23 protein-coding genes are annotated in these 25,100 nt (G+C 44.1%); 19 read left to right on the forward strand and 4 right to left on the reverse strand.

Going from position 1 to position 25,100, the window contains the following annotated elements; all coding sequences use genetic code 11:
* Positions 1-4: 4 nt before the first annotated feature.
* From L2747_RS20105 to L2747_RS20190, 18 genes are all read left to right on the forward strand, one after another.
* Positions 5-1,003 carry an ABC transporter substrate-binding protein gene (locus tag L2747_RS20105; protein ID WP_249000746.1) on the forward strand — a complete coding sequence of 333 codons (999 nt, stop codon included), beginning with the start codon at positions 5-7 and terminating at the stop codon, positions 1,001-1,003.
* Positions 994-2,040: a FecCD family ABC transporter permease gene (locus L2747_RS20110; RefSeq protein WP_249000747.1), complete on the forward strand. Its 1,047-nt coding sequence runs from the start codon at positions 994-996 to the stop codon at positions 2,038-2,040. Before L2747_RS20105 ends, L2747_RS20110 begins: the two co-directional genes overlap by 10 nt.
* Positions 2,040-3,371 carry an ATP-binding cassette domain-containing protein gene (locus L2747_RS20115; RefSeq protein WP_249000748.1) on the forward strand — a complete coding sequence of 444 codons (1,332 nt, stop codon included), beginning with the start codon at positions 2,040-2,042 and terminating at the stop codon, positions 3,369-3,371. Before L2747_RS20110 ends, L2747_RS20115 begins: the two co-directional genes overlap by 1 nt.
* Entirely contained in the window at positions 3,371-4,063 is a 693-nt protein-coding gene (locus L2747_RS20120) for a hypothetical protein (protein WP_249000749.1), read from the forward strand. The genes L2747_RS20115 and L2747_RS20120 overlap by 1 nt, the downstream gene beginning before the upstream one ends.
* Positions 4,060-4,887 carry a hypothetical protein gene (locus L2747_RS20125; protein ID WP_249000750.1) on the forward strand — a complete coding sequence of 276 codons (828 nt, stop codon included), beginning with the start codon at positions 4,060-4,062 and terminating at the stop codon, positions 4,885-4,887. The genes L2747_RS20120 and L2747_RS20125 overlap by 4 nt, the downstream gene beginning before the upstream one ends.
* Positions 4,881-5,669, forward strand: a complete 789-nt coding sequence (locus L2747_RS20130; RefSeq protein WP_249000751.1) for a DUF3450 domain-containing protein — start codon at positions 4,881-4,883, stop codon at positions 5,667-5,669. The genes L2747_RS20125 and L2747_RS20130 overlap by 7 nt, the downstream gene beginning before the upstream one ends.
* Positions 5,666-7,075 carry a MotA/TolQ/ExbB proton channel family protein gene (locus L2747_RS20135; protein WP_249000752.1) on the forward strand — a complete coding sequence of 470 codons (1,410 nt, stop codon included), beginning with the start codon at positions 5,666-5,668 and terminating at the stop codon, positions 7,073-7,075. Before L2747_RS20130 ends, L2747_RS20135 begins: the two co-directional genes overlap by 4 nt.
* The gene (locus tag L2747_RS20140) at positions 7,062-7,580 is read left to right on the forward strand and encodes a MotA/TolQ/ExbB proton channel family protein (protein WP_249000753.1); all 519 of its coding nucleotides are present in this window, start codon (positions 7,062-7,064) and stop codon (positions 7,578-7,580) included. Before L2747_RS20135 ends, L2747_RS20140 begins: the two co-directional genes overlap by 14 nt.
* Positions 7,573-7,974: an ExbD/TolR family protein gene (locus L2747_RS20145; RefSeq protein WP_249000754.1), complete on the forward strand. Its 402-nt coding sequence runs from the start codon at positions 7,573-7,575 to the stop codon at positions 7,972-7,974. The genes L2747_RS20140 and L2747_RS20145 overlap by 8 nt, the downstream gene beginning before the upstream one ends.
* The gene (locus L2747_RS20150) at positions 7,974-8,615 is read left to right on the forward strand and encodes an energy transducer TonB (protein WP_249000755.1); all 642 of its coding nucleotides are present in this window, start codon (positions 7,974-7,976) and stop codon (positions 8,613-8,615) included. The genes L2747_RS20145 and L2747_RS20150 overlap by 1 nt, the downstream gene beginning before the upstream one ends.
* Positions 8,616-8,617: 2 nt before the next feature.
* A complete protein-coding gene (locus L2747_RS20155) occupies positions 8,618-9,871 on the forward strand; it encodes a tetratricopeptide repeat protein (RefSeq protein WP_249000756.1) in 1,254 nt (417 codons plus the stop codon).
* Positions 9,872-10,009: 138 nt separating this feature from the next.
* On the forward strand, positions 10,010-10,582 hold the full coding sequence (locus tag L2747_RS20160) for an anthranilate synthase component II (RefSeq protein WP_249000767.1): 573 nt from the start codon (positions 10,010-10,012) through the stop codon (positions 10,580-10,582).
* Between the two features lie 184 nt (positions 10,583-10,766).
* Positions 10,767-13,250 (forward strand): S9 family peptidase, encoded by a 2,484-nt coding sequence (locus L2747_RS20165; RefSeq protein WP_249000757.1) that lies wholly within the window; start codon positions 10,767-10,769, stop codon positions 13,248-13,250.
* A gap of 165 nt (positions 13,251-13,415) precedes the next feature.
* Positions 13,416-14,558: an HDOD domain-containing protein gene (locus tag L2747_RS20170; protein WP_249000758.1), complete on the forward strand. Its 1,143-nt coding sequence runs from the start codon at positions 13,416-13,418 to the stop codon at positions 14,556-14,558.
* A gap of 648 nt (positions 14,559-15,206) precedes the next feature.
* Positions 15,207-16,424: an aspartate aminotransferase family protein gene (locus L2747_RS20175; RefSeq protein ID WP_249000759.1), complete on the forward strand. Its 1,218-nt coding sequence runs from the start codon at positions 15,207-15,209 to the stop codon at positions 16,422-16,424.
* A gap of 121 nt (positions 16,425-16,545) precedes the next feature.
* Positions 16,546-17,565, forward strand: coding sequence for an arginine N-succinyltransferase (gene astA / locus L2747_RS20180; protein ID WP_249000760.1), 1,020 nt, complete (start codon positions 16,546-16,548; stop codon positions 17,563-17,565).
* 9 nt (positions 17,566-17,574) lie between these two features.
* Complete coding sequence (astD, locus tag L2747_RS20185) at positions 17,575-19,035, forward strand: succinylglutamate-semialdehyde dehydrogenase (RefSeq protein ID WP_249000761.1); 1,461 nt, start codon at positions 17,575-17,577, stop codon at positions 19,033-19,035.
* Between the two features lie 157 nt (positions 19,036-19,192).
* Positions 19,193-19,990 carry a DUF1338 domain-containing protein gene (locus tag L2747_RS20190; RefSeq protein WP_249000762.1) on the forward strand — a complete coding sequence of 266 codons (798 nt, stop codon included), beginning with the start codon at positions 19,193-19,195 and terminating at the stop codon, positions 19,988-19,990.
* Between the two features lie 71 nt (positions 19,991-20,061).
* Here the strand turns inward: L2747_RS20190 and L2747_RS20195 are convergent, their stop codons facing one another.
* The 4 genes from L2747_RS20195 to crp form a co-directional block, all read right to left on the reverse strand.
* Positions 20,062-21,387 carry an ATP-binding protein gene (locus L2747_RS20195; RefSeq protein WP_249000763.1) on the reverse strand — a complete coding sequence of 442 codons (1,326 nt, stop codon included), beginning with the start codon at positions 21,385-21,387 and terminating at the stop codon, positions 20,062-20,064.
* Positions 21,384-22,058: a response regulator transcription factor gene (locus tag L2747_RS20200; protein WP_249000764.1), complete on the reverse strand. Its 675-nt coding sequence runs from the start codon at positions 22,056-22,058 to the stop codon at positions 21,384-21,386. The genes L2747_RS20195 and L2747_RS20200 overlap by 4 nt, the downstream gene beginning before the upstream one ends.
* A 109-nt stretch (positions 22,059-22,167) precedes the next feature.
* On the reverse strand, positions 22,168-22,503 hold the full coding sequence (locus L2747_RS20205; RefSeq protein ID WP_249000765.1) for a PepSY domain-containing protein: 336 nt from the start codon (positions 22,501-22,503) through the stop codon (positions 22,168-22,170).
* A gap of 82 nt (positions 22,504-22,585) precedes the next feature.
* Positions 22,586-23,221, reverse strand: a complete 636-nt coding sequence (gene crp / locus L2747_RS20210) for a cAMP-activated global transcriptional regulator CRP (protein ID WP_012156707.1) — start codon at positions 23,219-23,221, stop codon at positions 22,586-22,588.
* Between the two features lie 472 nt (positions 23,222-23,693).
* Here crp and L2747_RS20215 point away from each other — a divergent pair, with 472 nt between their 5' ends.
* Positions 23,694-24,476 (forward strand): tetratricopeptide repeat protein, encoded by a 783-nt coding sequence (locus L2747_RS20215; protein WP_371988175.1) that lies wholly within the window; start codon positions 23,694-23,696, stop codon positions 24,474-24,476.
* Positions 24,477-25,100: the final 624 nt, after the last annotated feature.

A 25,100-nucleotide genomic window follows, 5' to 3' on the forward strand; every position in this document is an offset into this window, starting at 1 on the left:
AGGAATGTTAAACAGACTATTTAGTGCTGTTGTCATTCTCCTTTGTGGTCTTTCAAGTGTATCGGCAACGCCGATACACTTGGTCGATCAACAAGGCCGTGAGGTCGTGCTTGAAAAGCCTGCCTCACGCATTGTGACGACGTTTACACCTGCAAACCTGTTTGCTCTCAGTCTTGGTCTTGAAGACCAACTAGTAGGAATTGGTGGTAGCACCAAGCACTCGCCATTTATTAATCGTATTTTAGGTGAACGAGATCCTTTAGTGATCGGTAGTCGCTCGGCCGGAACCAGTTTAGAAACCATAGTCGCATTAAAGCCGGATCTCGTTTTAGTCTTTGGTAAAAAAGATGGCTACCGATTGGCAGACCGTCTTACCTCATTAGGTATTGCTAGCTTAGTTATTCAGCCTGAAAGCTTTAAAGACAGTGAGGTTGTGCTTTCGTTATTGGCAAAAGCTACAGGCACTGAGGACAAAGCGGCTAAGATCGCGGCTGAGAACCAGCGATTGGCTGAGATTATTCAAACTGGTTTGAAAGGACTTACTGATGATCAACGCCTACGTGCATATTACGCCAACAGTTCAGATCTATACCGCACCGCCAGTGAGCAGATGTTTCAACATCAGCTAATGGCTGTTGCTGGTCTTAAAAACGTCGCTACTGGCGTGCCAGGCTTCTACCCTAAAGTGAATGCAGAGCAGTTACTACTTTGGCAACCACAACTGCTAGTGCGCGAATCCAATGACTCAACCAAAGTGGATGAGCAACTTAAAAAGTCATTGATGACACAAATTGCTGAGCTACCGCAGATAAAAATACCTAAGGGCAGCTTCTGGGATATGCCGTCTCCTATGGCAATGGCAGGAGCACTGTATCTTGCTGCTAATGCTTATCCTGAACAATTTAAAAATATCGATTTAGACGCCGAAATGGCCCACTACTATCAAGTGGCTTTTGGCGATGCTTGCCTGTCTCCGCTACAAGAGACTAGTCAATGTTTGTAGCCAAAGGACGCACGTTTCAGCCAGTTCAATGGCTGGGCATTGCCATTGTGGTTGGATTGGTGGGCCTTTGCGCTGGACGTTTTTCGATTAACCTAAGCGACTTATTCAGCGCAATTCAAAAACTGCCGTCAGTATTGAGTAGCTTAATACTTACAGGGCAAGTGCCAAATGACTTAACCCAAGAAGAGCGTGTCATTTTGCTGATCCGTTTTCCGCGTTTATTAACCGCTCTGATTGTAGGTGCAGGACTAGCTGTATCTGGAGCCGTGTATCAAGGGGTGTTTCGTAACCCTTTGGTGTCGCCCGATATTCTTGGCGTCGCATCTGGCTGTATGTTTGGTGCGGCTATGGGGTTGATTTTACCGGGCAGTAGTTGGTTGATGGTGCAGTTACTGGCATTTGTTTGCGGACTCGCAGCAGCATGTGCGGCGATGTTTATGGCCAAGCGCTTTGGTAGTAACAGTCTGCTATTGATGATTATGACCGGCATCATTGTTGGCTCTATATTTGGGGCAGGACTAACCATGTTAAAAGCCTTAGCCGATCCTTATGGTGAGTTACCAGCGATTGTATTTTGGCTAATGGGTTCACTCTCGGTTAGTAGCTGGAGCACTGTCGCGCAACTTATTGTGCCTGTGGCTTTAGGTTATGGGTTAATCCATACACTGCGCTACCGCCTCAATGTATTGTGCTTAGGAGATCACCAGTGTCGCAGTCTTGGGGTCGAGCCAGCAAGACTGCGTATGGTGCTGATTGTGATTAGCTCGTTTATTGTGGCTTCATGTGTCGCAACAGTAGGTTCAGTGGCTTGGATCGGCTTAGTGGTACCACATATGGTGCGAACCTTCACTGGCGCTAACAATATGCGACTTATTCCTCTATCAACTGCAGTTGGCGCCATGTTTTTACTGCTAGCAGATAGCGTCGCAAGGGCAAGCTTTAGCATGGAGATCCCCATTGGCATTGTGACCTCGCTAGTTGGTGCACCTCTGTTTGCTTTCTTGCTGTTTCGTTTTCGTCAGGGAGGCGCGTATTAATGCTAGCTGTTGAAAATATCAGTTATCGAGTTGCTGACAAAGTCCTGTTGCAAGACGTGAGTTTTGAGTTAGCTGCTGGCGAGTTTTTGGCTGTTTTAGGCGCTAACGGCGCTGGCAAAACGACGCTTATGAACTGCCTTTGTGGTTTGAATCCGCCGAGTCAAGGTCAAGTTAGTCTTAACTCTCGCCCTTTGAATCAAATGAGTCGCGCAGAGATCGCGCAGCAGATGGCTTTGGTACCTCAGCAACAAGAAACCGCCTTTGCATTTACTGCACTTGAGATGGTGGTGATGGGGCGCACGCCGTTTTTGTCAACTTTTGAGTCCCCGTCAGAGCAAGATATCCAAGATGCTAAAAGAGTTATGCAGTTACTCGATGTTGGCGGCTTAGCTAAGGCGGATTATAACCGTTTATCAGGTGGCGAGCGTCAGCTTGTACTGTTAGCCAGAGCGCTGTTTCAAAGTGAGCAATTGTTGCTACTCGATGAGCCGACTAACCATCTTGATTATCGTAATAAATTTCAAATCCTTTCTCAGGTCAAACGCAGCTGCGTTGAATCCAACACCGCAGTGATTGCCATTTTACACGACCCCAATTTAGCGCAGCTTTACGCAGATAAAGTGATGTTATTAGAGCATGGCAAGGTATTGGATTACGGCGAACGTAGTGCCGTTATGACCAGTAAAAATATTAGTCGACTGTATGGCTTGGCTACGGCCAGTTATCAAGTCGCCTCGCAGGAGTTTTTTATGCCGCAAAATGTATTGGGGTTGAGTTTAAGCAAAGTGCTAATTGTTACCGGTGAAAGTGGTAGTGGTAAAACCACCGCTTTAACTGCACTTATTGAGCAGTGTCAACAAAAACAGCTGCCATTAAAAGGCATGCTATGCCCTGGTGTGATGAAAGATGGTCGTCGTTTTAGTAGCGATATTGTCGATATAGCGACAGGAGAACGCTGTCTATTTGGTCATCGTACTGGTGTGCTAGATAAAAAAACGGGTACTCGATTTAGTTTCACTGAAGCCGGATTAGCCCTAGGTTTGCAGGCCCTTGAGCATAATAACTTTAATCAAGGTGATATCTGTATTGTCGATGAAATTGGGCCGATGGAGCTTGGTGCTCAAGGTTTTGGTAAGCAAATCGCGCCATTACTTGCAGTGGCAAATAGCCGTCATATTTGGGTGGTGCGTCCAAACTTGATTGAGCAAGTTTGTCGCCATTGGTCGCTGCTTAATCCTGAGGTGATTGATATTGAAGATAGCGATTTATCACAAAAGCTAATGCAGTTTATCACTGCTGATAATGCAGCCTCATTAAGTGGGCAAAGCTAATGAACGATCTCAGTTTGAATCAAACGAGTTCACTTGAACAGAGCTTTATCGCTGCGCGTCTCGCAGGGTTAGTATTGCTAGCTTTGTCGGTAATGACGCTTATCTTAGTCAATGCCAATAGCCTATTATTCCCCGGAAGTAGTGTAACGACTTATCTTGTGGTGACTGCTCTTGTTAGCTCATTGGCAGTTTGTATCTTGCCGATCCGCAGTCGCTTGCAAGCTCGATATGCCTGGATAGTAAGTAGCTTAGCGTTACTACTACTTATTTACAGTAAAACCCTGGAGCCGCCAATGGGTGACAGCGCCATGCTGACATCTTTATGGGCGCAGCTGTTCTTTCTTTCTCGGCCTATTGCACTTGGCTTGGCTATCGCAGCTGGTGTTGGTTACTTATTGCATGCATTTGGTCGTGATGCGCGATTAGAGAGTCATAGTCATCTATTGAGTCTGCTTGCTGGCACAGCGTTTCTTGGCGGTGAAATCGCGGGTAGCTACTGGGCGTTTATTGGTTGGGGGCGCAGCTGGAGTTGGAGTGGTCACTTCTTTTTCTCTGCGCTGACATATCTGTTATTTATCTTAGTGTTTCACTTACCAAAAGCTTGGTTTGCTAATGGTAAAGCGCTGGCGTTAGGTAAGGCCGCAGTGCTTGGCTTTATTTGTGTATTGATGTTGGGGTATCGCTTGTCATGACTATGAACTGGTTGTTTTCAATGCGCTTAGCTTTTGTATTGCTACTGCTGCTGTCAGTGTGGTTTGCGCTTGGCGTTGCGATGAGTGAACAAGATGTTTACCGCCAAGTACTGCGCTCACTGAATGATTTACCTATGTCGCAGTGGATACAAAGCTTAGCGACGGCGCCTATTGTGGCTAGTTGGCTGGCAGGGCTATTTGGGTTGATGTTTCTACTTGGATTAAACACTGCACTTTGCTCTTGGCGTGATCTGCTACCAACTTGGCGGCATAAGCGCTGGCGTAGCCCACGGATCATGATGCTACCGATCCACATCCTAACCCTGTTGGTGTTTATCTTCCACGGTGTCGACTTAGTGTTTATTCATGGCCACGACAGTGTTGTGCTGCATCAAGGTGAGCGTTTTAACAGTGGTCGATACCAAATTGAGTTAGTCAAAGTCGATTATCGCAATGATGTTAGCCAAATCATCGAAGATGAAGCAGGTTTTAGCCCAGCAGGACGTATCACTCGTCGTAGCGTAGATGTATTCGAACCGCGTATTAATAACGCTTACTTTGAGATAAGTAATGGCGAGCAAAAAGTCAGTGGTCATGCAGGTTTCCTGCGTCCATTTAACTGGGGAGATCTGTATATCACGGTGACGGACTTTCGTGTGCCTTATCAACAAGAGGCAAAAGGTGTTCAAGTTAAGATGTTAGCGGTACATAACCCGCTGATTAACTATTTCTTTATCTGTTATTGCCTATTACTGGTGAGTCTATTGTTGCAAGGACTGGTGTTTTGGCGTCGCTCAATTAAAAAAGGGGGCCGCAAATGCTAGCTCGAATTTATATCAGTTTACTCGCCGCTTTTAGTGTATTGCCGCTGGTGGTAAATGCGACTTCGGTTGTAAGTGATGACTCTACCAGCCAGTTAGCTGAGCGCTGGCGCGAGCAAATACTGCAACCTGTGGCGCAATCGGTGCTGCTGGGCGAAGAGGCGGCTGCATGGCAACAGGAAAAAGCGCAGTCGCTATCACAGCAACAACAAGACTTAGGTGAGCTTTATTGGACTGAGTATCAGTTGCAAAAGCAGCAAAGGTACTTAGCATCATTGCAAGCTGAGGTTTCACAGTTGCAGCAAGACATTGCCACGATAAGCGCATTAAAGCAGGAGCTCGAGCCACAGCTTGAGATCTGGTATGCCATGTTGGAGCGTCAAGTGAGCAGCGATCTTCCGTTTGACTTTGATGAGCGTAAGCGTCGCTTAGCATTTTTACGTACTGCAATGGATAGCCATGATCTGCCATTAGCCGAGCGTTTTAGACGGCTCCTTGATGTGATGACCATCGAGGTTGTTTATGGCTATGGACAGCAGTTGACTCAAGAGATTATCGCAATCGATGAGCAACCAGTGCAGGTTAACTTATTGCGACTAGGACGTTTATCTTGGTTTTATATTACCCCTGATGAGCAACATTTAGGTTGGTTTGATAATCAGTCTCGCCAGTGGCGGCCGTTAGCTGTTGAGCTACAAGGTGACATTAAATTAGCCATGGCAATTACTGCTAATAGGCAGGTGGCGCAGATTGTGAACCTTCCACTAGGAGGGCAAGAACAATGAGAACTATGATTGCAATTTTACTATTTAGCGCCTCTATTCAAGCTTTTGCCCAAGCTCAAGTTGTTGCAGATATTACAGCGACTAAGCAGGCTGCTAATTATCAGCAGCAAAAGGCACAAATTGATAAGCGAGCGGCTGATATCCGTCAGCAAAATAGCGCTTGGGATCATCAATTAAAACAAGAGATCGATGAGGTCAAATCCAACCAACAAGCGTTAAGTGCAAGGTTAGCCAGTAAACGCGCACAGCTCACAGCATTAAATGAGCAACTCGTCGTGCTTAATCAGCAAAAGCTGCAATTAACCAGCAGTTATCAACTTGCTGTTGACGATATGCAACTGGTTCAAGGGGCATACCAAAAAGCGTTGAGTAGCTTATCGCAGCAATGGCTGCAAAGTCCTACCAGCTTAACTGAAGTGCAGCGAGGGCAAAGTTTAGCTGTCGCTAAGGCAAGTTCCGGTTTTCCAAGCTTGTCACAGCTCAATGAGCTTATCAGTTACGCCGTTGATGATATGCAGATGACAGCACAAGTTGGCCGTGCTTCAACAGCAATAAGCCAAGCTGATGGCAGTGTTAGCACACAAGAGCTACGAGTATTTGGCGGTTTAATGGCCGTAACCGATACGGATTTACCTAGCTTTATTGCCTTTACAGACAAACTACCTACCGCAATTACGCCTGTTGATACCGATGTTAGCAAGCAGCTAAGAGCATGGTTAGATGGTCAAACTCAACTATTGGCGATGGACTTAAGCCAAGGCCGGATGTTGCCAAGCTTGGCGAAAAAGCAAAGCCTTGTCCAATGGATAAAAGATGGTGGCGAAGTGTTGTGGCCAATTCTTATTTTAGCTGCGCTTGGCTTACAGATAGCCCTCTGGCGTGCGGTTGTCTTACTGTATTGGCGACCTTTAGCTCAGCTTCAAGACGATGATGGCGCTAAAGTGGATTTGCTAACGGTTAAGCAGCAGCTTCAGAGTGTGTCTCGAGTACCCGCAGCGAAAGTGCTAGCGAGTGCCATTGTTGAAGGTAGCGGTGTTGACGCAATGGATCAGCGGCTTAAGCAGTTGATGCTGAAACAGATGGCGCAGTTTGAACGAGGTCTTGGCTTTATTGCGCTGCTTGCTGCCATGGCGCCAATGCTAGGTTTGTTAGGAACGGTTTCCGGCATGATTGAAACTTTCCAATCACTCACAGAGTTTGGCAATAGCGACCCTAAGTTGTTATCGCAAGGGATCAGTAAAGCACTGATTACCACTCAAGCAGGTTTGCTGGTGGCACTGCCTCTGTTATTGCTGCATTACCCGTTAAAGCGCCGCGCTCAAGCTTTAAGTTTGAATATGGAGCAGCAATCTGCCTTGCTACTGGCGCTCAACCTTGAACAAGGGGAAGGTCATGGCTCAAAGTAGTTCGATGCAGTCATTAGAGCAATTTGTTCATGCTGTTTTAGGCTTTATTGAGCTAGGCGGCATAGTGATGTGGCCGCTATTTATCTGTTGTTTATGGATGTTGTGGTTAGTCAGTCGTGCCTTATTTAAAGAGCCTCGCCTTGGTGTGGAGCAAAGTGGCCAAACAACCGAGTGTGACTGGCTTAATCAACGCTTGCGCTTGTTAGCACTAAGACAGGCACAGGCTCAGCAGTATGGCGATCTCCAAGGGGTTAAGTTACTTGCTATGGTGGCACCGTTATTAGGTTTGCTTGGTACTGTGAGCGGAATGATCGCCATGTTTGATGCGGGAGCTAATTATGGTTTTCACGATCCAGCGGTGATCTCTGCCGGGATCTCTATGGCGATGGTGACCACGCAAACCGGTTTGTTTGTCGGCTTAACTGGCGCCATATTAGCCTTTTTGTGGCAGCGAAAGCTAAATCGGGTTGATATTCATTTATTAGCAGGAGGCGCTAATGCTTAGCGATCGATTTAGACAAGATAAAGATCCTGAAATTAACATGACGCCTATGCTCGATGTGGTGTTTATTTTGTTGATCTTCTTTATTGTATCGACCAACTTTGTGCAGCAAGCATCAGTTGAGATCAAACGCCCTCAAGCCAGCACGGCAACCAGTGTTGATGGCAGTCCTATTGTGGTCACGCTCGATACTACTGGTCGAGTCTACTTTGAGTCGAAAGAGATCGATATTTACTATCTGCCGGGAAAGCTGCAACAAATTGCGACTCAAACGCCGAAAGCAAAGCTGCTGGTGGTCGCTGATACTAACTGCCCAACCGGGGTAACTATTAAGGTACTCGATATCGCTAAGCAAGCTGGCATTAGTTTTAGCTCTGTCGCGTCAGAGATCCACTAATGGGCGCAGTGCATTTAAAAGCTATTGGGGTTAAGTCTGTAAGGCTTATCTTATCGGTAATGGTAACAATTTTACTTTGTTACTATTTACCCAATAGTTTAAATCAAAGCCAAGCAGTAGGGCTGTTGAGTCAGCAGATTGAGCCACAACCATTACCTTTGCTGCCGCCAGATAAGCCGCGACAAACTGAGCCAGAAAAAGCGCAGTCAAAACCAGTAACGGCGAGCGCTATAACACCGGTATCAAGCAGTATGCCGATTATGCCTACGGTTGCCGATATGCCGTTGCAAGTGCCAGTAATGGCAACCCCTGCATTAAATGGTTTGAGTTTACCTAGCATTGCACCAGTAATTGCTGGGATTGAAGATGTTGATAAAGCGCCTGAATTACTACGCTTTATTCAGCCAAAAATGCCAGTCGCTGGTCGCAAATTTAAGCAAGGCGGCAAAGTGTTATTAAGGTTAATCGTCGAAGCTGATGGTGTAGTGAGTCAGGCTGAGGTGTTAGAGGCAGAGCCCAAACAAGTATTTGATCAATCTGCTATAGATGCAGCGCGTAAATGGCGCTTTAAGCCTGCGGTATTAGCAGGAGAAGCAGTTAAGGTGTTTGTTGATGTACCGATTAATTTCAAGGTGAGTTAGTGATGACGCGTATTCAGCACCTCGCATTTGCGCTTTTATTCAGTGGGTCTTTAGTGAGTTTTTACAGCCATTCTCAACAAGGGGAAAAGGCAGACCAAGGGCGCTCACTGAATCGATTTGAGTCTAACTTGCTTAATAAAGCGAGTGTATTGCTAGAGCGCAGCGACTTCGATGCCGCGCTAATTATGATGGAGCCATTACTTGATCAAGAAACCCCGCACCCGACGGTATTTCAATATGCCTGTAAAACCATGGTCGATACAGGCGCAGAAGCTAAGGCGTTAACTTGTTGGCTGCGCGGCTATAAGCTATATCCTCAGGAGGCGAATATTGCGATTAACTTAGCTCATGCTCAGTTCGAGCTTGAGCATTATAAGGTGGCGCTTGCCAGTTTAAGCGACTTGGATCTATCAACTTTAGATGAGCCTATTTCTGCTCAAGTGCGTTATATGCGTGGCTACGCGTACTACCAACTAGCGCAATATCAAGCGGTGTTAATCGAGTTACAAAATCGTGATATCAAGCTGCATTGGTGGCCGCTGATTAGCTATAGCCAACTGGCGCAGGAGCAATGGCAAGCAGCAAAAGAGAGTGCCCAGCAATGGTTAACGTTAGAGCCTGCTAATCGTAGTGCATGGCAAGTCTTAATGCGCAGTGAGCTGGGGTTAAATCACCCTGTTGAAGCTGCTGTTGCTAATGATATCGCTGCAAACTTGCAGGAACATAATCATAGCGGGTCTACACTAGACAGTATCGGGCTGCTGGCTCAGATTAAAGCCTATAATTTAGCCGCAAGATGCACCAAATTTGCTCATCCAAAAGCTAATCGTGAAGAGTTTGACGCAACAGATTTAGGCTGTGCACAATATGCTTGGTTATCAGGGCGCTACCAGCAGTCGTTAGACATGTTGATGCAGTTTGATATGAGCAAACAAAACCAGCAGCATGATAACTTTTATATGCTACAAGGCCAGCTATTTGCGGGGCTAAAACAAGGTGATAAGGCGCGCAGTGCATGGGCTAAAGTCGGTTTGCAATCATTGCCATTAGGTAGTGCGGCTGAAATAAAGCATGCCCGTCAGCGCCGCAATGAACTACAAGGACAGGCTTTGTTATTAATAGGGCAAAGTTATTGGTTAGAAGGGCTGTGGCCAGAGGCACAGGCGAGCTACAGGAAGCTTGCGCAAACACCGGGGTTTGCAACGTTAGCGGCAGCTTTTAGCCAAAGGTTAACAGCCTTAGTGTTGTTTGAATAGAAACTCAGATGATCAAAGCGGGTGGCTGTGATAGCATCTGCGCCCAAATCATCCATATTTAGTTTTATTGCTCTGCCATGGCAATTGGCCTTTTAGGTGGAAACAAATAAAACCAGCAACATAGGTTCTTGGATCTTTATGATCTTAATGATCGACAATTACGACTCATTCACCTTTAATTTGGTGCAGTATTTTCAGCAGCTTGGACAAGATATTCTAGTTAAGCGCAATGATGAAATTACCATTGATGAGATAGAGTCTCTCGCGCCCAGCCATATTGTTATTTCCCCTGGCCCATGTACGCCTAACGAGGCCGGATTATCGCTGTCTATCATTAAACACTTTGCTGGCGAGCTACCAATTTTAGGTGTTTGCCTTGGACATCAAGCGCTTGCGCAAGTTTTTGGTGCTAACGTGGTTCGAGCCAAGCGAGTAATGCATGGTAAAACCAGCGCCATAACCCACAAGAATAGTGGCTTATTTAGTGGCTTAGCTAATCCGCTAACTGTTACCCGTTATCACTCCTTACTGGTCGATGCTATTCCACATGGCTTTGTGCTGGATGCATGGTTTGATGATGAAGTGCATGGCCGTGAGATCATGGCGATGAGCATGCCTGTCAAAAAGATCTATGGCGTACAGTTTCATCCTGAATCTATTCTTACCCAGCAGGGTCATGAACTCTTAGCGAATTTTATTAAGATTCGCTAAGCCGCTTTTGTGCCTCACTCTTAAACTCTGGCTAGCTTTCTATACTGAATGTACTGTTAGCAAATTTTAGCTAAATTCATTAAAACGCTACCATCTGTTACAAATTTTACAGCCTTTTCGAGTAATCCCGTTGCTAAAGTGTGGTATAAAAGTCCGAAAAAATACCAATAATAAAGGGATGGATATGAAAAGCGTCATTCGTCATGTCGGCTTTAGTGCACTATCACTAGCTGTATTAGCGGGTTGCGGGGCAACGGCTTCCGTTTCACCTGAGCAAGCGACTAACCAAACTACCAACCAAATAGCCTTATCGGCACCGCCTCAAGTAGACCAAGCGTTAACTCTAAACCAAATCATGGCTAACCCAGATTGGATGGGCTTATTTGCTAAAGGCGCTTATTGGAGTGATGACGGTCAGTCAATTTACTTTGCAAGACAAGCACACGGTGCACCAACTAAAACCTATTATCAGCAAAGTATTGATGGTACCGCGGCAAGCGAGCTGGCGTTAAATCAACTACATAGCGCAGATCAACGTCGTGGTGTATTAAACAATGACAAGACGCGTAAAGCCTATATTTATCAAGGTAACTTGTTCGCTAAAGATCTCAACAGCGGTAAAGTGGTTCAACTTACGCGTCAAAATACCGCTATTGATGGTGTGCGCTTTCTAAATAATGGTGATATCGCATACTGGCAAGGCGATAATATTTTCAAGATCCACCAAGACTCAGGTTTGTTAGAAGAGATCGCCAACATCAAGATGGCTGCAGAGCCTAAAGGTGTGCAAGAGCCATCAAGCTACATTGCCAAGCAGCAGCATAGACTGATCCAATACGTAGCCATGCAGCAAGATAACGCCAAAGCAAAACAAGACTATAGAGCAGAGCTTGCTAAAGCTGATCCGACTATGTCGGCTAAGACTTGGTATTTGGGTGATGCCGAGGTTGTGACTAATTTGAGCCTGTCACCAGATGGCCGCTATGTGATTGTGGCACTAAAGGATAAGAATTACAGCTGGCGCAGCGATCACGACATTATGCCTAACTACTTAGGTAGAGACGGTTATGTTGATGCTGTGCCTGCACGTGCTCGTGTCGCTGAAGACAAAAATCCAGGTGAACGTTTGGTATTGTTAGATTTAGATACTCACACTAAAAAAGACATTACCATCGAAGGCTTAACAGGTTTTGATGAAGATGTTCTCGCAGAAGTAAAAGCCGAGAATGCCAAAGCGAAAGGTGAGATATACGACAGTGAAAAAGCGCCACGTAATCTACAATTGATGCAAGATTGGGGTTGGACTCAAAGTGCTATTCAGTGGTCTGACTCTGGTGAAAAAGTCGCGGTAATGCTTGAAGCGGTAGATAATAAAGACCGTTGGATAGCTACTGTTAATTTCGATAAAGCGAGCTTAACCACCCAGCATCGCCTGCACGATGATGCTTGGGTGAACTATAACTTTAACCAGTATGGTTGGTTGCCAAATAGCGATAGTTTGTATTACCTATCGGAAGAAACAGGCTTTTCACATATTTACCTTAAAGAGCAAGGTGAAAAACCACAAGCACTGACTAAAGGTAAGTTTGTGGTGAGTGATATCACCTTAGGCCCTAAAGCGCAGTATATTTACTACAAGGCAAACAAGACTCACCCTGGCATTGATAACGTTTACCGCGTTGAAATTGCTACCGGTAAGGATGAGCAGTTAACCCAGTGGCAAGGTCAGCTAAATTACACTTTAAGCCCTGATGGTAGCGCACTGCTATTAAATGCATCGACTCGTATTCAGCCTGCAGAATTGTTTGTACAGCCAATTGGTGGTGAGCTTAAGCAGCTAACAAACTACACCAGTGAAGCGTTTAAGGATTATGCATGGCAAGCGCCGGAAGTCGTCGCTGTACCTTCAAGTCATGGTGCGGGTGAGGTTTATGCGCGAGTCTATGTGCCGCAAGGTTACAGTAAAGACAACGCTGATAAATATCCTGCGGTTATCTTTAACCATGGTGCAGGTTATCTACAAAATGCGCATTACGGATTCTCGGGATACTTCAGAGAGTTTATGTTCCATAACCTATTAGCACAGCAAGGCTATGTGGTAATGGATATGGATTTTAGAGGCTCAAAAGGCTATGGTCGCGATTGGCGCACAGCTGTATATCGTCAAATGGGCACGCCAGAAGTTGAAGATCTAAAAGATGGCGTTAATTGGATGGCGGCTAACGTTAATGTTGATGCCGGCAAAGTAGGCACTTATGGTGGCTCTTACGGTGGCTTCTTGACCTTTATGGCGCTGTTTAATGAGCCAGAGTTATTCCAAGCGGGCGCAGCGTTGCGTCCTGTGACTGACTGGGCCCATTACAATGCACCATATACCTCGAATATCTTGAATACACCTGATGTTGACCCAATCGCCTATGAGCGTAGCTCGCCGATTGAACATGCTGACGGCTTACAAAAGCCACTGTTGATTATGAGTGGTGTATTGGACGACAACGTATTTTTCCAAGATAGTGTGCGTTTGGTGCAGCGTTTAATTGAGCTTGAAAAGCCAATGTTTGAAACTGCGATTTATCCGGTTGAGCCACATGGCTTCCGTCAACCATCAAGCTGGTTAGATGAATACCGTCGCATTCATAAGCTATTTGAACAAGAATTAAAAAAATAGCGATTTAATGTTTGAATACAAAAGGCTCCCAATGGAGCCTTTTTATTTGGCTACTAAATGGCTTAGCGTTAGAAATAAGTGAATGCCTGCTTAATGCAGAAGTTTAGCCAAATTGTTGATTAATAGGTAAACTGAACTCAAGGGATAGATGGAGTAAGTAATTCAGTGGCAATTTCGGTCGCGGGCGGAGTAAAGCCTGCACAAATAATAGATATAGAGCAACGTTTGCTAAAGCGCTTAATCATAGGTAAAGATAAAGCCGCTGCTATGGCTGATGATATCAACGCGGAGCTTGAAGACGATGCGAATAAGCTTGAGATTGAGCGCGAAGCGATTCGTGAGCGTTTAGCTAAGCAAAATCAAGCTACAGCAGTATTTGAAGCTGTATCTAAGCAGCTAATATCCAGCGTGAATACCAACATTGAACACCAACTATCATCACCTGAACAAGTATTGACACAGTCTAAACTTGAGCAAAAGCAGTTAGCATTGCTAGAGCAGCTATATCTAGAGCCAGTTGACTTGGGTAGGGTAAGACAACTGGTTTCGGCACTACCATGGTTAGAACGTGACTTAATCAATATTATTAATAGTTCGACATTTAGGCATCGTAGACCCAAGTCATCCGATGTACAGGTTACAGATATTAAGTTAGCGCTGAACTATATTGGTATTGAAAACCTGCAAGCGCTGATACCTTATTTTTGTTTGCGTAATTTAATGCCAAGTGGTCAAGCGCAAATGTTGTGGTTAAGCCGTAAATTATGGCGCTATGCCATTGTTACTGCTTTAGCTGCGCAGGCACTGGCTAAGTTACACGATAAGCCTTCTGCTTTTATTTATAGCTGTAGCCTCATGAGCCAATTGGGAACCACTTGTGTCATAAGTCAGTGTGCAAAAGTATTTGATGATATGTGGAGAGCTTGGTTGAAGGAGGCGAGCGCAAGTCGTGATAAGGCGCTTTTTGATGCCGTTATGGCGACAGAATTTCCCGCTGCCGATGTCTATCAACAAGTATTAATCCACAGTCAGACACTCAATTGGCAATTACTTAGCTTGCTCGATTTTGAACAAAGCCGTCTAGCCAATACGTTTAAGGCGATTGATACCAGTTTAAAATATGCTGATCTTGATGAGGATTCAGCGTTGATTGAGCGAGCAAACTGCTACGCGAAAGTATATTTGCTCAAAGAGGTAGGTTGTATTACCACTGCCGAGTCTAGGCTTATGTTTGACTACTACCAAATAACTGAGCAAGAACAGATACGTTTGAGTGGCCAAAACTTCCGTAAGCTTACATTGTTCTAACGCTAGCATTTTATTAACTTGGAGCTGAATAAGTCGTCAATGGAGTCTTGTAAAAGGCTTTAATACATTATTATGGCGGATTATATGTAGGGATATTGTTTCAAATCTTGATGATTTTTTCTCGCGATGCTGATTTTGTCAGCGAATATTTAATGTTTGTTGCTTGAGTTTATTGAAGCATTTTAGACGCTTTATGCAATATAGCTGTACCTAAAAATTATTAACTATTAGAACGACAAAATGATATACAAATTTACTTTCCTTTAGATGCTTATGTTTACAGTATTTATAAGCTGAATTTTAGTTTTAAAGAACATTAAACTTTAAAAAAAACGTCATAAAAAAGCTAGTTAGTTATTCATTATGTTTGAATAACTAATGTAATTGACGGCTAGGTAACTTTTTTATGACTATTTATGCTCTAAGCCCCGCTATATCTGCTTTGTTAATTCTAAAACTCAAATCTTTATGCAGTGTTTACGCTTTATGCTTGCTTAAACCTTGTTAAAAACTGGTATTTTGATCACATTTTAGCTAATAATGTCCTCCTAGTTAGACAAACAATCGCCATGTCACCTATACAAAAACAAGACATAGAGCGAAATGCGACCAGCAAAAAAGTCGATTAAAGACAAAGGATGAGAAGGAATGAGCGTAAATATGAATCTTACACGTGCCCAATTTGATGAAGTTATGGTGCCTAACTATGCGCCTTCTGCAGTGATCCCTGTTCGTGGTGAAGGTAGTCGAGTTTGGGATCAAGAAGGTAAAGAGTACATCGACTTTGCAGGTGGTATTGCGGTTAACTGTTTAGGTCATTGTCATCCAGCTCTCGTTGGCGCACTTAAGACACAAGGTGAGAAGCTTTGGCATCTTGCTAACGTTATGACTAATGAGCCAGCACTAGAGCTTGCGACTAAATTAGTTGATGCGACATTTGCAGACCGTGTTTATTTTGCAAACTCAGGTGCTGAAGCAAACGAAGCGGCACTAAAGCTCGTTCGTCGTTATGCTATGGATAAGTTTGGTGCTGAAAAAGACCAAATTATTGCATTCGATAAAGCCTTTCACGGCCGTACATTCTTTACTGTTAGCGTAGGTGGTCAAGCCGCTTATTCTGACGGTTTTGGCCCTAAGCCACAGAGCATCACTCATGTTCCTTTCAATGATATCGCGGCACTAGAAGCTGTCTTTTCTGATAAAACTTGTGCAGTAATGATGGAACCACTGCAAGGTGAAGGCGGCATTATCGATGCAGACCCTGAATTCTTAAAAGCGGTACGTGCACTTTGTGATAAGCACAATGCACTATTGGTATTTGATGAAGTGCAAACTGGTGTAGGCCGTCTAGGCGAGCTTTATGCTTACATGCGTGGCGATGTAGTACCTGATGTACTTACTACAGCTAAAGCATTGGGAGGTGGATTCCCTATTGCTGCAATGCTTACCACTAAAGAGATTGCTGATCATCTTAAGATTGGTACTCATGGCTCTACCTACGGTGGTAACCCATTGGCTTGTGCTATCGGTAATGCGGTACTTGACGTTGTTAATACACCAGAAGTATTGAATGGTGTTAAGCATCGCGAGCAGCTGCTACGTGATGGACTCACTAAGATCAATGATAAGTACGACGTATTCTCTGAAATTCGTGGTCAAGGTCTATTGATTGGTGCCGTGGTTAATGAAAAATTCCAAGGACGTGCAAAAGAGTTTTTAGTTGCAGGCATTAACGAAGGCGTAATGAGCCTAGTTGCTGGCGCAAACGTTGTACGCTTTACACCTTCCCTAGTGATCCCTGAAGCCGATATCGCTGAAGGCCTAGCGCGTTTTGAACGTGCTGTTGCTAAAGTGGTTGCAGCCTAATAGGCAAACTGAGTGTTATCAGAGATAGCACTGCTTTTTTGTCTTTAGGATAGCTTGGCACATAGGTTGGTTTAATAATTCAACGAGTCAATGTGCCAGGTGATAGTGAGGAGACTCCTAGATGTTAGTTATACGTCCAATCCGATCGACCGACTTCGAAGCGCTGTACCAAATAGCGCAAGAGTCAGGCCACGGATTCACATCTCTACCAGTGAATGAAGAGCTACTTAGAAGCAAGATTGCTCGAGTAGAAGAATCGTTTACCAAGCAAGTTGATAAGCCGTTTGATGAAGGCTATTTGATGGTACTAGAAGATACCGAAACCGGTGAGGTTGTCGGCACTTGTGGTATTGAAGCTGCCGTTGGCATGGTTGACGCTTTTTATCATTATCGACTCGGTACTGAGGTTTATCATTCAGAGCAAATTGATGTTCGCAATGAGGTTGAAACCTTAACGCTATGTCATGACTACACTGGCGCTGCAGAACTTTGCACTCTGTTCTTACGTAGTAGTTACCGAAAAAATAATAATGGCCGCATGCTTTCGCGTAGCCGCTTCCTGTTTTTAGCCCAGCATGCACAGCGCTTTGGCGAAACAGTGATAGCTGAAATGCGAGGTGAAAGTGATGAGGAAGGTAATTCACCTTTCTATGGTTGGTTACAAGAGCACTTTTTAGGTATCGACTTTGTTAGAGCTGATTACTTATCGGGATTAAGCCAAAAAGCCTTTATGGCCGAGATGATGCCAAAAAATGCAGTTTATGTTTGTCTATTACCTAAAGAAGCGCAGAAGGTCATCGGTGAAGTACACGCCAATACCCGCCCAGCACTAAATCTATTGCAAGCAGAAGGCTTTAGATGCCGCGGCTATGTCGATATTTTTGATGCCGGTCCAACGGTTGAATGTCATCTAAACGATATCCGCTCTGTACGCGAAAGTCGTTTATTGACGGTGACCATAGGTGAAACACCAAGCGATGCCACAAGCTATATCGTTTCAAATACTCAACTTGCTAATTACCGTGCTACAGCTACAAATTTAGCTGTATTAGACGACAGTGATGACGTGATCTTAGATGCAGAAACCGCTGCAGGCCTGATGGTTGCAAATGGTGAGCAGATCCGCGTTTTGCCAATGTAGGAACAGAAAATGACACAATTTATTGAAGGAAAGTGGGTTGCCGGTTTAGGTCACGATGTGACATCAATTAACCCTGCTAACCAAGAAGTGATTTGGAATAGTAAGACTGCGACTCCTGAGCAAGTCTCTACAGCTGTTGATGCAGCGCGTAATGCACAGTTTGATTGGTTTATGTTGGGCTTTGAAGCTCGCTTAGCGATTGTTGAAGCTTATCGTGATCAACTTGAAGCAAATAAAGCTGAAATGGCTGAAGTGATTGCGCAAGAAACGGGTAAGCCACAATGGGAAACCGCTACTGAAGCGGGTGCGATGATCGGCAAAATTGGTTTGTCAGTAGCGGCTTATAATAAGCGTACTGGCACGACAGAGAACGATACGCCTGCTGGGCGCGCAGTACTGCGTCATAAGCCACACGGTGTGGTTGCTGTTTTTGGTCCGTATAACTTCCCTGGTCACTTGCCTAATGGTCACATCGTCCCAGCTCTGCTTGCGGGTAACACAGTGGTATTTAAGCCATCAGAGTTGACGCCAAAAGTTGCCGAGCTAATGCTTAAACTTTGGGAAAAAGCGGGATTGCCTGCGGGTGTGATTAACCTAGTGCAAGGTGAAGTCGAAACAGGTAAGGCACTTGCTGCTCATCCTCAAATTGATGGTTTATTCTTTACTGGTAGCTCACGTACCGGTCATATCTTGCATCAGCAATATGCGGGCGATCCAGGTAAGATTTTAGCGCTAGAAATGGGCGGTAATAACCCTCTCATCATTAAAGATGTTGCTGATACTAAAGCTGCTGTACATGACATTATTCAATCTGCTTACATCTCAGCCGGCCAGCGTTGTACGTGTGCCCGCCGCCTCTATGTAGAAAAAGGTGCAGCAGGTGATGCATTAATTGAGCAATTAGTTGCTGCTGTAAAGCAAATTCAAGTGGGTCCATGGAACGCGCAGCCACAGCCATTTATGGGATCAATGATTTCAGAGACTGCCGCTAAAGGCATGGTTGCAGCGCAGCGTAACTTAGTTAACCTAGGCGGCAATGTGTTAGTTGAGTTAACTCACATGGAAGCGGGGACAGGTTTGGTTTCTCCTGGTCTAGTCGATGTCACTGATGTGATTGAATTGCCAGATGAAGAATACTTTGGTCCATTACTGCAAGTCGTGCGTTACAGCGATTTTGATCAAGCTATTAAGCTTGCTAACGCAACGCGCTACGGTTTATCTGCAGGTATTTTGGCCGATAGTCGCGAAGACTATGATTATTTCTTAGCACGTATTCGTGCGGGTATCGTTAACTGGAACAAGCAGATCACAGGCGCTTCTGGCGCGGCACCATTTGGTGGTGTAGGTGCATCGGGCAACCACAGAGCTAGTGCGTTTTATGCTGCTGATTACTGTGCTTACCCTGTTGCATCAGTGGAAGCTGACGCAGTAAGCCTACCAGCAACACTGAGCCCTGGTTTGAGCCTGTAAGCTTAGTGACAAATTCAAAAGGGAAGCGCTCGGGGCGCTTCCCTTTTGTTTATTATGACAAACCAAGCAAGCACTATCCCTATAACGTGTACAGCCACGTGCGCTAAACCAAACTAATAAATAAACAGGTCAGCATGTCGGCGTAAAGGAGTTAACAATGCACACGAATGTAAACGCGCTATTTGAAGCACTTTGGCAAGACTATATTGAAATGACTCCATCGGCAGCGAAGGTCCACCAATTATTGTCTAAAGGCGATACGATAATTAATGATCATATTGCACTACGTACCTTTAATATCGCCAAAGTAAACCTTGAAGTACTGGCAGCGCATTTCGAGTCAATTGGTTATGTAGCATGTGGTGACTATAAGTTTGAGGCTAAAAAGCTCAACGCTAAGCATTTTGAACATCCTGATAGTACACAACCTAAAGTGTTTATCTCTGAGCTGTTAGTTGAAGAGTTCAGCGATGAGCTACAAGCAACCGTTAAGGGCTTGATTGAACAAATCGATACAGCAGCAACTACTGCAGATAATTTCCTATATTCAGGTCGTCACTGGCAGTTGGATAGCAAAACCTATGAGGCATTATTAGCTGAAAGCGAATATGCTGCTTGGGTTGCTGCATTTGGTTATCGTGCTAATCACTTTACCGTTTCAATTAATCACTTGCCAGGCTATGACACCATTTTTGAAGTGAACGATGCGTTGAAAGCGGCAGGCTTTGTATTGAATGCGTCAGGTGGTGAAGTTAAAGGCACACCTGAAGTATTACTTGAGCAGTCATCAACTATGGCAGACAAGATTGAAGTGAGCTTCTCAGACGCTGTGGTTAGCATTCCAAGCTGTTTTTATGAGTTTGCTCTGCGTTATGCCAAAGCCGATGGTGAGCTTTATACAGGCTTTGTAGCAGCCTCTGCGGATAAGATTTTTGAAAGTACCAATGTGAACTAGGCATTAGTTCACCGTGGGCATAAAAAAACCGGAAGTGATTCCGGTTTTTTTATGGATGATGAACTTTAAAATTAGAACAATAGGGTTACTTTAAGTCCCGACAAGCTTTGGCTATGTTCAAACTTAAGCTCAATTTTGTACTGCTCAGCAATATCTTTAACAATCGACAAGCCTAAACCGTGGCCCATGGTTGCTTCATCGAGGCGTTTACCTCGGTGAGTCAATAAGGCTAGCTCCTCGGTTTGCACGCCTGGACCATCATCTTCAATGCTTAGCTTAATTTGCTGATTTTGGTTGCTAATACACACTCTAATTTCAGTATTAGCCCACTTATAGGCGTTATCGAGTAGGTTTCCCAGTAACTCCATACCGTCTTCTCGATGCATTGGTAACCTAGTGACTGCAGGAGGGATATCAAAGCGGCAATGAATCGATTTTGTGCGGTGTACCTTATTTAGGGTTTGCGCTAAGTCTTCAAGATCCTTAGGTAACTGCATTTGCGCCGCTGGCAGCATATCACCAGTAATTCGCGCTGCAGCTAATTTTCGCTCAATCATCTTGTGAACTAAATCAAGCTGCTTTTGCAGTGCCTCCGCTGAATCAGGATCTTTTAAGTACAGGGCTTCGACTTGCTGTTGCATTACTGCTAGCGGCGTTTTAAGACCATGGCTCAAGTTACCTAGATTATTGCGACTACGTTCGATTTGTTTGCTTGAGTATGTGAGTAATTCATTGTAATTTTTAGCTAACGGCTGAAGTTCAAGTGGAATGGAGTTCAAATCGAATGATGAAATCTCGCCTTCACGTAGTTTAGCTAAGGTATCTTTCATTTGGTTAACGGGCTTAAATGATTGGCGCAGCACCAAGAAAATCCCCATGATCATTGCCAATAGCATAGCTAAATTTACAATCAACTTGGTGCCATAAACTTCGCTGAAAACTTTGCGACCAATACTTAAATCCTGCGCTACCGTTAGGGTGGCACTCAGTCCTGAAGTTTCAGATTTTAAGCCAATAGACAGTAATTGAATATCGTGGTTTTGTGGACCTTTAGTTTGCCATGCGCTAGTTTCGCCTTTTTCTAGATCAGCGACTTCTAAACGTTGATCCCATAACGAGCGTGAGCGTAACTCTTGTTCAGGTAGATCGAGTTGGTAATAACGGCCTGAGTAGACCGGGCGATAAAAGCTGGAGAGTTGGCTTTCATCAATTCTAAAGGTGCCATCCTCTAAATGAGTAGCAAGCAGTACTTGCTGCAGATCTTCCTGCAAGCGCGCAATGATAGAGTCGTGAAAAGCTTGCCGCAGCATCGATTCGAAAAAAATGATGCCAACGGCGGTAGAGATGACCACTAAGCCTGTTAACCACAGGCTTAGCTTGGTGCGGATGGATATCATTGTTGCAGACCGTGGAAAATGTACCCTTGTCCGCGTCGTGTTTCAATGGCTGTTTTGCCAAGCTTTTTACGTAGATGAGTGACATAGACTTCAACTACGTTACTCTCTTTTTCATCATCAAATTGGTACAGCTTGTCTGTTAGTTGAGCTTTAGATAATAGTTTTTTCGGCGACATAAGGAAGATTTTTAATAATCTGAATTCCATCGCGGTAAGCTCAAATGTTTGCTCGCCAACGGTCACTGATTGCTGGCTTTCATCGAGGGCTACACCAGCATAAGTTAATTGCTTGTTTGGGGTGTTGGCTTTGCCATGAGCGCGCTGGATAAGCGCTTGAATACGTACTAACAGCTCTTGGGTATGAAATGGCTTACCTAGGTAGTCGTCGGCGCCAGAGTTAAAGCCTTCTACCTTTTCATGCCACTGGCTACGTGCAGTAAGCATAATCACTGGAGTATGAATACCTTGTTCGCGCCAAGTTTCTAATAGCTCTAAGCCATTACCATCAGGTAAACCAATATCCAAAATAACGCAATCATAATTGGTTTCTTTGATTAGGTAATCGGCCTCACTGACTTTGTCTGTTGTATCTGTAACATAACCGGCTTGTTTAAGTTGCTTAACCAGCTCTTCAACTAATAGGGTGTTGTCTTCAACAAGAAGTAATTTCATAGAGTGCTCTCAATGGTGCCCTGTATGGTAACAGGCGATTTACAGCATAAATTCATGTTAACTCAAAAATACTATTTCAGTGAAATTAGATTTGATTTTAAAGCCATTATTATACTTTTTCAGGAGTACAGCTGGCGGGAAGTCTGGTCGGCTGAGCCAGTTGGCCGGTCCTAGCGTCAAGCAATAGCTCGACTAGCTGATCTTTATTGGTACGTATTTGGATTTCGTAACGCCAATTGCCTTGATCTTGATAAAGGTGGGCGTCGATAAGTTTGCCATGGCACATGGCTTGAATACTGGTGAGCGTGACATCGAGTGACAGAATTTGGCCACTATTAACTAAAGTCTGAGCTTCGTAATGCTGAATTTCAATTTTTTGATTAGCTAACGCTGCAGGCAGGTGTAGCATCGCAGCCCATAGGCATAAAGATAATGCTATTTTCACGCTGAACTCCTAATAAAAAAATGGCCTGAGATAATCTCAGGCCACTTTATAGAAGCTGTCTTAAACCGAGCTTAATACTGGCTTAGCGCGTTCCGTAAACTACGATAGTTTTACCGTGAGCTTGAATAAGGTTTTGTTCTTCAAGCATTTTCAAGATACGACCTACAGTCTCACGAGAACAACCAACAATTTGGCCAATCTCTTGACGAGTGATCTTGATTTGCATGCCATCTGGATGCGTCATAGCATCTGGCTGCTTTGCAAGGTGAAGTAATGTTTGTGCAATTCTTCCAGCGACGTCAAGGAAAGCAAGATCGCCTACTTTTTGACTTGTGCTGTGCAGACGGTATGCCATCTGAGAAGAAAGCTTCATTAAGATTTCTGGGTTAACCTGAATCAATTGCTTGAACTTTTTGTAAGAAATTTCAGCAATTTCACAAGCTTGCTTAGCACGAACCCATGCAGTACGTTCAGCTTGCTCTTCAAACAAACCAAGCTCACCAATAAAGTCGCCTTGGTTAAGGTAAGAAAGAATCATTTCTTTACCTTCTTCATCTTTAATTAAAACGGCTACAGAGCCTTTAACGATGTAGTAAAGCGTATCTGAATCTTCACCAGCGTGGATCAAAGTACTTTTGGCTGGATATTTATGAATGTGACAGTGTGATAAAAACCATTCCAAAGTCGGATCTGGTTTTGGCTTTCCAATCAGAGCCATGCCTATGTTCCTCGGCTGATTTACATTAAAAGTAAGAATATGCTAATTAAGCATCTTACGTCAATTAAGTGATTAAAACCTTGATAGAAGTCTTATTTTAGACTGAGTTTATCAAAGCGGAATAACCATTTAGATATAGTGTATTCTGATACATTAGTGATATATGTCAACTGAATCCGCAACTAAGCCTATTTGCAGCGTTAACAATTAGGCTTACATCACATCTTGTTACAAATACGCAGGGTCGCTAAGTCAGAGTGAGTCGTAGCTGTGGTGTACAAAATGCGCACTCGAAATGCAAAAAGCACAAGAAGTTTGAACTTTATCAATAATAATGATTCTCATTAAGGTGGGCAAGTGATTTGTCCTCGACATTTTGGCTATTTTCTGGCTAACTTGATTGAAAATAAAATATAAAGTTACGAGTGCTCTACTCGGTATAAAGTTACTTTTTGAGTTGTTGGAGGCAGTTTTGAGTCATAGACCTTGGATTTTCAATGCAGTAATGGTCTTTTGCTTAGCATTAAGCAATAGCGCTAATGCGTTCTCGCTCCCACAACCTAAAGGCGCCGAAGAAGCTAGCCGTTCTGCTCATATTCAGTTAAAAGCAACTCAAGGTGATGCTGATGCACAGTATCTTCTGGGACTAATGTATTTATCTGGCCGCTATATTGCTCAAGACCGAGCTTTAGGGGCTAAATGGGTTACAGCTGCCGCAACTTCAGGCCATGTTAAAGCGCAGCAAACGATGGCTGATTTATCGTTTGAAGGCAGTTTAATAGCACGAGATTTATCCACTGCAGAGCAGTGGTATAGTGAGCTCAGTAAGCAGGGACATAAATGGGCTAATTTTAGACTTGGTTTTATCTATGCTGCTGGTGGTGAAGGGGTTAAGCGTAACTGTGGTAAGGCTGTTGAGCAGTTTAATGCAGTCGGTGATGAAGTGTCTTTAGGTAATATTGCATGGATTTTGGCTACCTGCCCTGAGGCGCAATACCGTAACGGAGACAAAGCGCTTGAACTGTCATTAGCGCTACTTGAAGCCAATAAACAAGACCCAACGAATTTAGATAACCTTGCCGCCGCCTATGCAGAAATAGGCGATTTTGATGCGGCTATTTCAACGCAACAAAAAGCGATTAAAGCGCTCAATCTAAGTGCTGATCACAGTAAAACCGCTGAGTTTAAGCTGCGCTTGAAAAATTATCAGAACGATAAGCCATATCGTGAAGTGTTGCCGTTAATTGCAGAGTAAGTCCCATTAAACACTTACGGATTAATCTTGTTTTTGGATAAACAGTTCTAAAAAAGTAGCGTTAAATAGATAAGCTCCTAAGTGATTAGGGGCTTTTTTTGTACCTGAATTTAGCCATGAGAGACTTTTGGGTCGCATGAGTAAAAATGAATGATGGACTTAGTAAGCGTGAAAGTAGAATTTAATTTCATTAGGTGGTTCTCAGAGATAAGAACAGCTAGCAATCCTAAATTAATGCAGCGTCTTATAGTATTTTCAATCTTGATTCACGTAGGGTGACTAAGTACTGAAATCCTTTAAGTAACTGTTCTTCATCCGTGTTTATGTCTAGATTAACACCTGTGACCTTTTCTGCTTTCAGTATTAATTCGGAGCGAGTTAAGCCTGTAAAGTTAGCAACCTTATTGAGGCAGGATCGGGCGTGTGAGTAGCGATGGGCAATATCATTGCTACTGTCTAAGACTTCTTTTCTATGTACATTAAAGCTACTCATACGAGTGAAATATAACAAGAATGAAGCTGGAATACATTTTTTAAGGGAAGTTTTACAAGGTAAGGTCAGCTAGCAATCTCAAGGAGATGAGCGGATCAAGCATGAAGGTGAAATTCATTTTTTAAGGGAAG

Origin of the sequence: Shewanella marinintestina, from assembly GCF_023283845.1 — a bacterium.
Lineage (GTDB): Bacteria > Pseudomonadota > Gammaproteobacteria > Enterobacterales > Shewanellaceae > Shewanella > Shewanella marinintestina.

Coding starts and splice junctions, on each gene's coding strand:
- L2747_RS20110 (WP_249000747.1), top strand. CDS start 994: ATGTTTGTAGCCAAAGGACGCACGTTTCAGCCAGTTCAATGGCTGGGC.
- crp (WP_012156707.1), bottom strand. CDS start 23,221: ATGGCTCTGATTGGAAAGCCAAAACCAGATCCGACTTTGGAATGGTTT.
- L2747_RS20190 (WP_249000762.1), top strand. CDS start 19,193: ATGCACACGAATGTAAACGCGCTATTTGAAGCACTTTGGCAAGACTAT.
- L2747_RS20165 (WP_249000757.1), top strand. CDS start 10,767: ATGAAAAGCGTCATTCGTCATGTCGGCTTTAGTGCACTATCACTAGCT.
- L2747_RS20140 (WP_249000753.1), top strand. CDS start 7,062: ATGGCTCAAAGTAGTTCGATGCAGTCATTAGAGCAATTTGTTCATGCT.
- L2747_RS20120 (WP_249000749.1), top strand. CDS start 3,371: ATGAACGATCTCAGTTTGAATCAAACGAGTTCACTTGAACAGAGCTTT.
- astD (WP_249000761.1), top strand. CDS start 17,575: ATGACACAATTTATTGAAGGAAAGTGGGTTGCCGGTTTAGGTCACGAT.
- L2747_RS20135 (WP_249000752.1), top strand. CDS start 5,666: ATGAGAACTATGATTGCAATTTTACTATTTAGCGCCTCTATTCAAGCT.
- L2747_RS20175 (WP_249000759.1), top strand. CDS start 15,207: ATGAGCGTAAATATGAATCTTACACGTGCCCAATTTGATGAAGTTATG.
- L2747_RS20130 (WP_249000751.1), top strand. CDS start 4,881: ATGCTAGCTCGAATTTATATCAGTTTACTCGCCGCTTTTAGTGTATTG.
- L2747_RS20115 (WP_249000748.1), top strand. CDS start 2,040: ATGCTAGCTGTTGAAAATATCAGTTATCGAGTTGCTGACAAAGTCCTG.
- L2747_RS20200 (WP_249000764.1), bottom strand. CDS start 22,058: ATGAAATTACTTCTTGTTGAAGACAACACCCTATTAGTTGAAGAGCTG.
- L2747_RS20155 (WP_249000756.1), top strand. CDS start 8,618: ATGACGCGTATTCAGCACCTCGCATTTGCGCTTTTATTCAGTGGGTCT.
- L2747_RS20145 (WP_249000754.1), top strand. CDS start 7,573: ATGCTTAGCGATCGATTTAGACAAGATAAAGATCCTGAAATTAACATG.
- L2747_RS20125 (WP_249000750.1), top strand. CDS start 4,060: ATGACTATGAACTGGTTGTTTTCAATGCGCTTAGCTTTTGTATTGCTA.
- L2747_RS20195 (WP_249000763.1), bottom strand. CDS start 21,387: ATGATATCCATCCGCACCAAGCTAAGCCTGTGGTTAACAGGCTTAGTG.
- L2747_RS20160 (WP_249000767.1), top strand. CDS start 10,010: ATGATCTTAATGATCGACAATTACGACTCATTCACCTTTAATTTGGTG.
- L2747_RS20105 (WP_249000746.1), top strand. CDS start 5: ATGTTAAACAGACTATTTAGTGCTGTTGTCATTCTCCTTTGTGGTCTT.
- L2747_RS20150 (WP_249000755.1), top strand. CDS start 7,974: ATGGGCGCAGTGCATTTAAAAGCTATTGGGGTTAAGTCTGTAAGGCTT.
- astA (WP_249000760.1), top strand. CDS start 16,546: ATGTTAGTTATACGTCCAATCCGATCGACCGACTTCGAAGCGCTGTAC.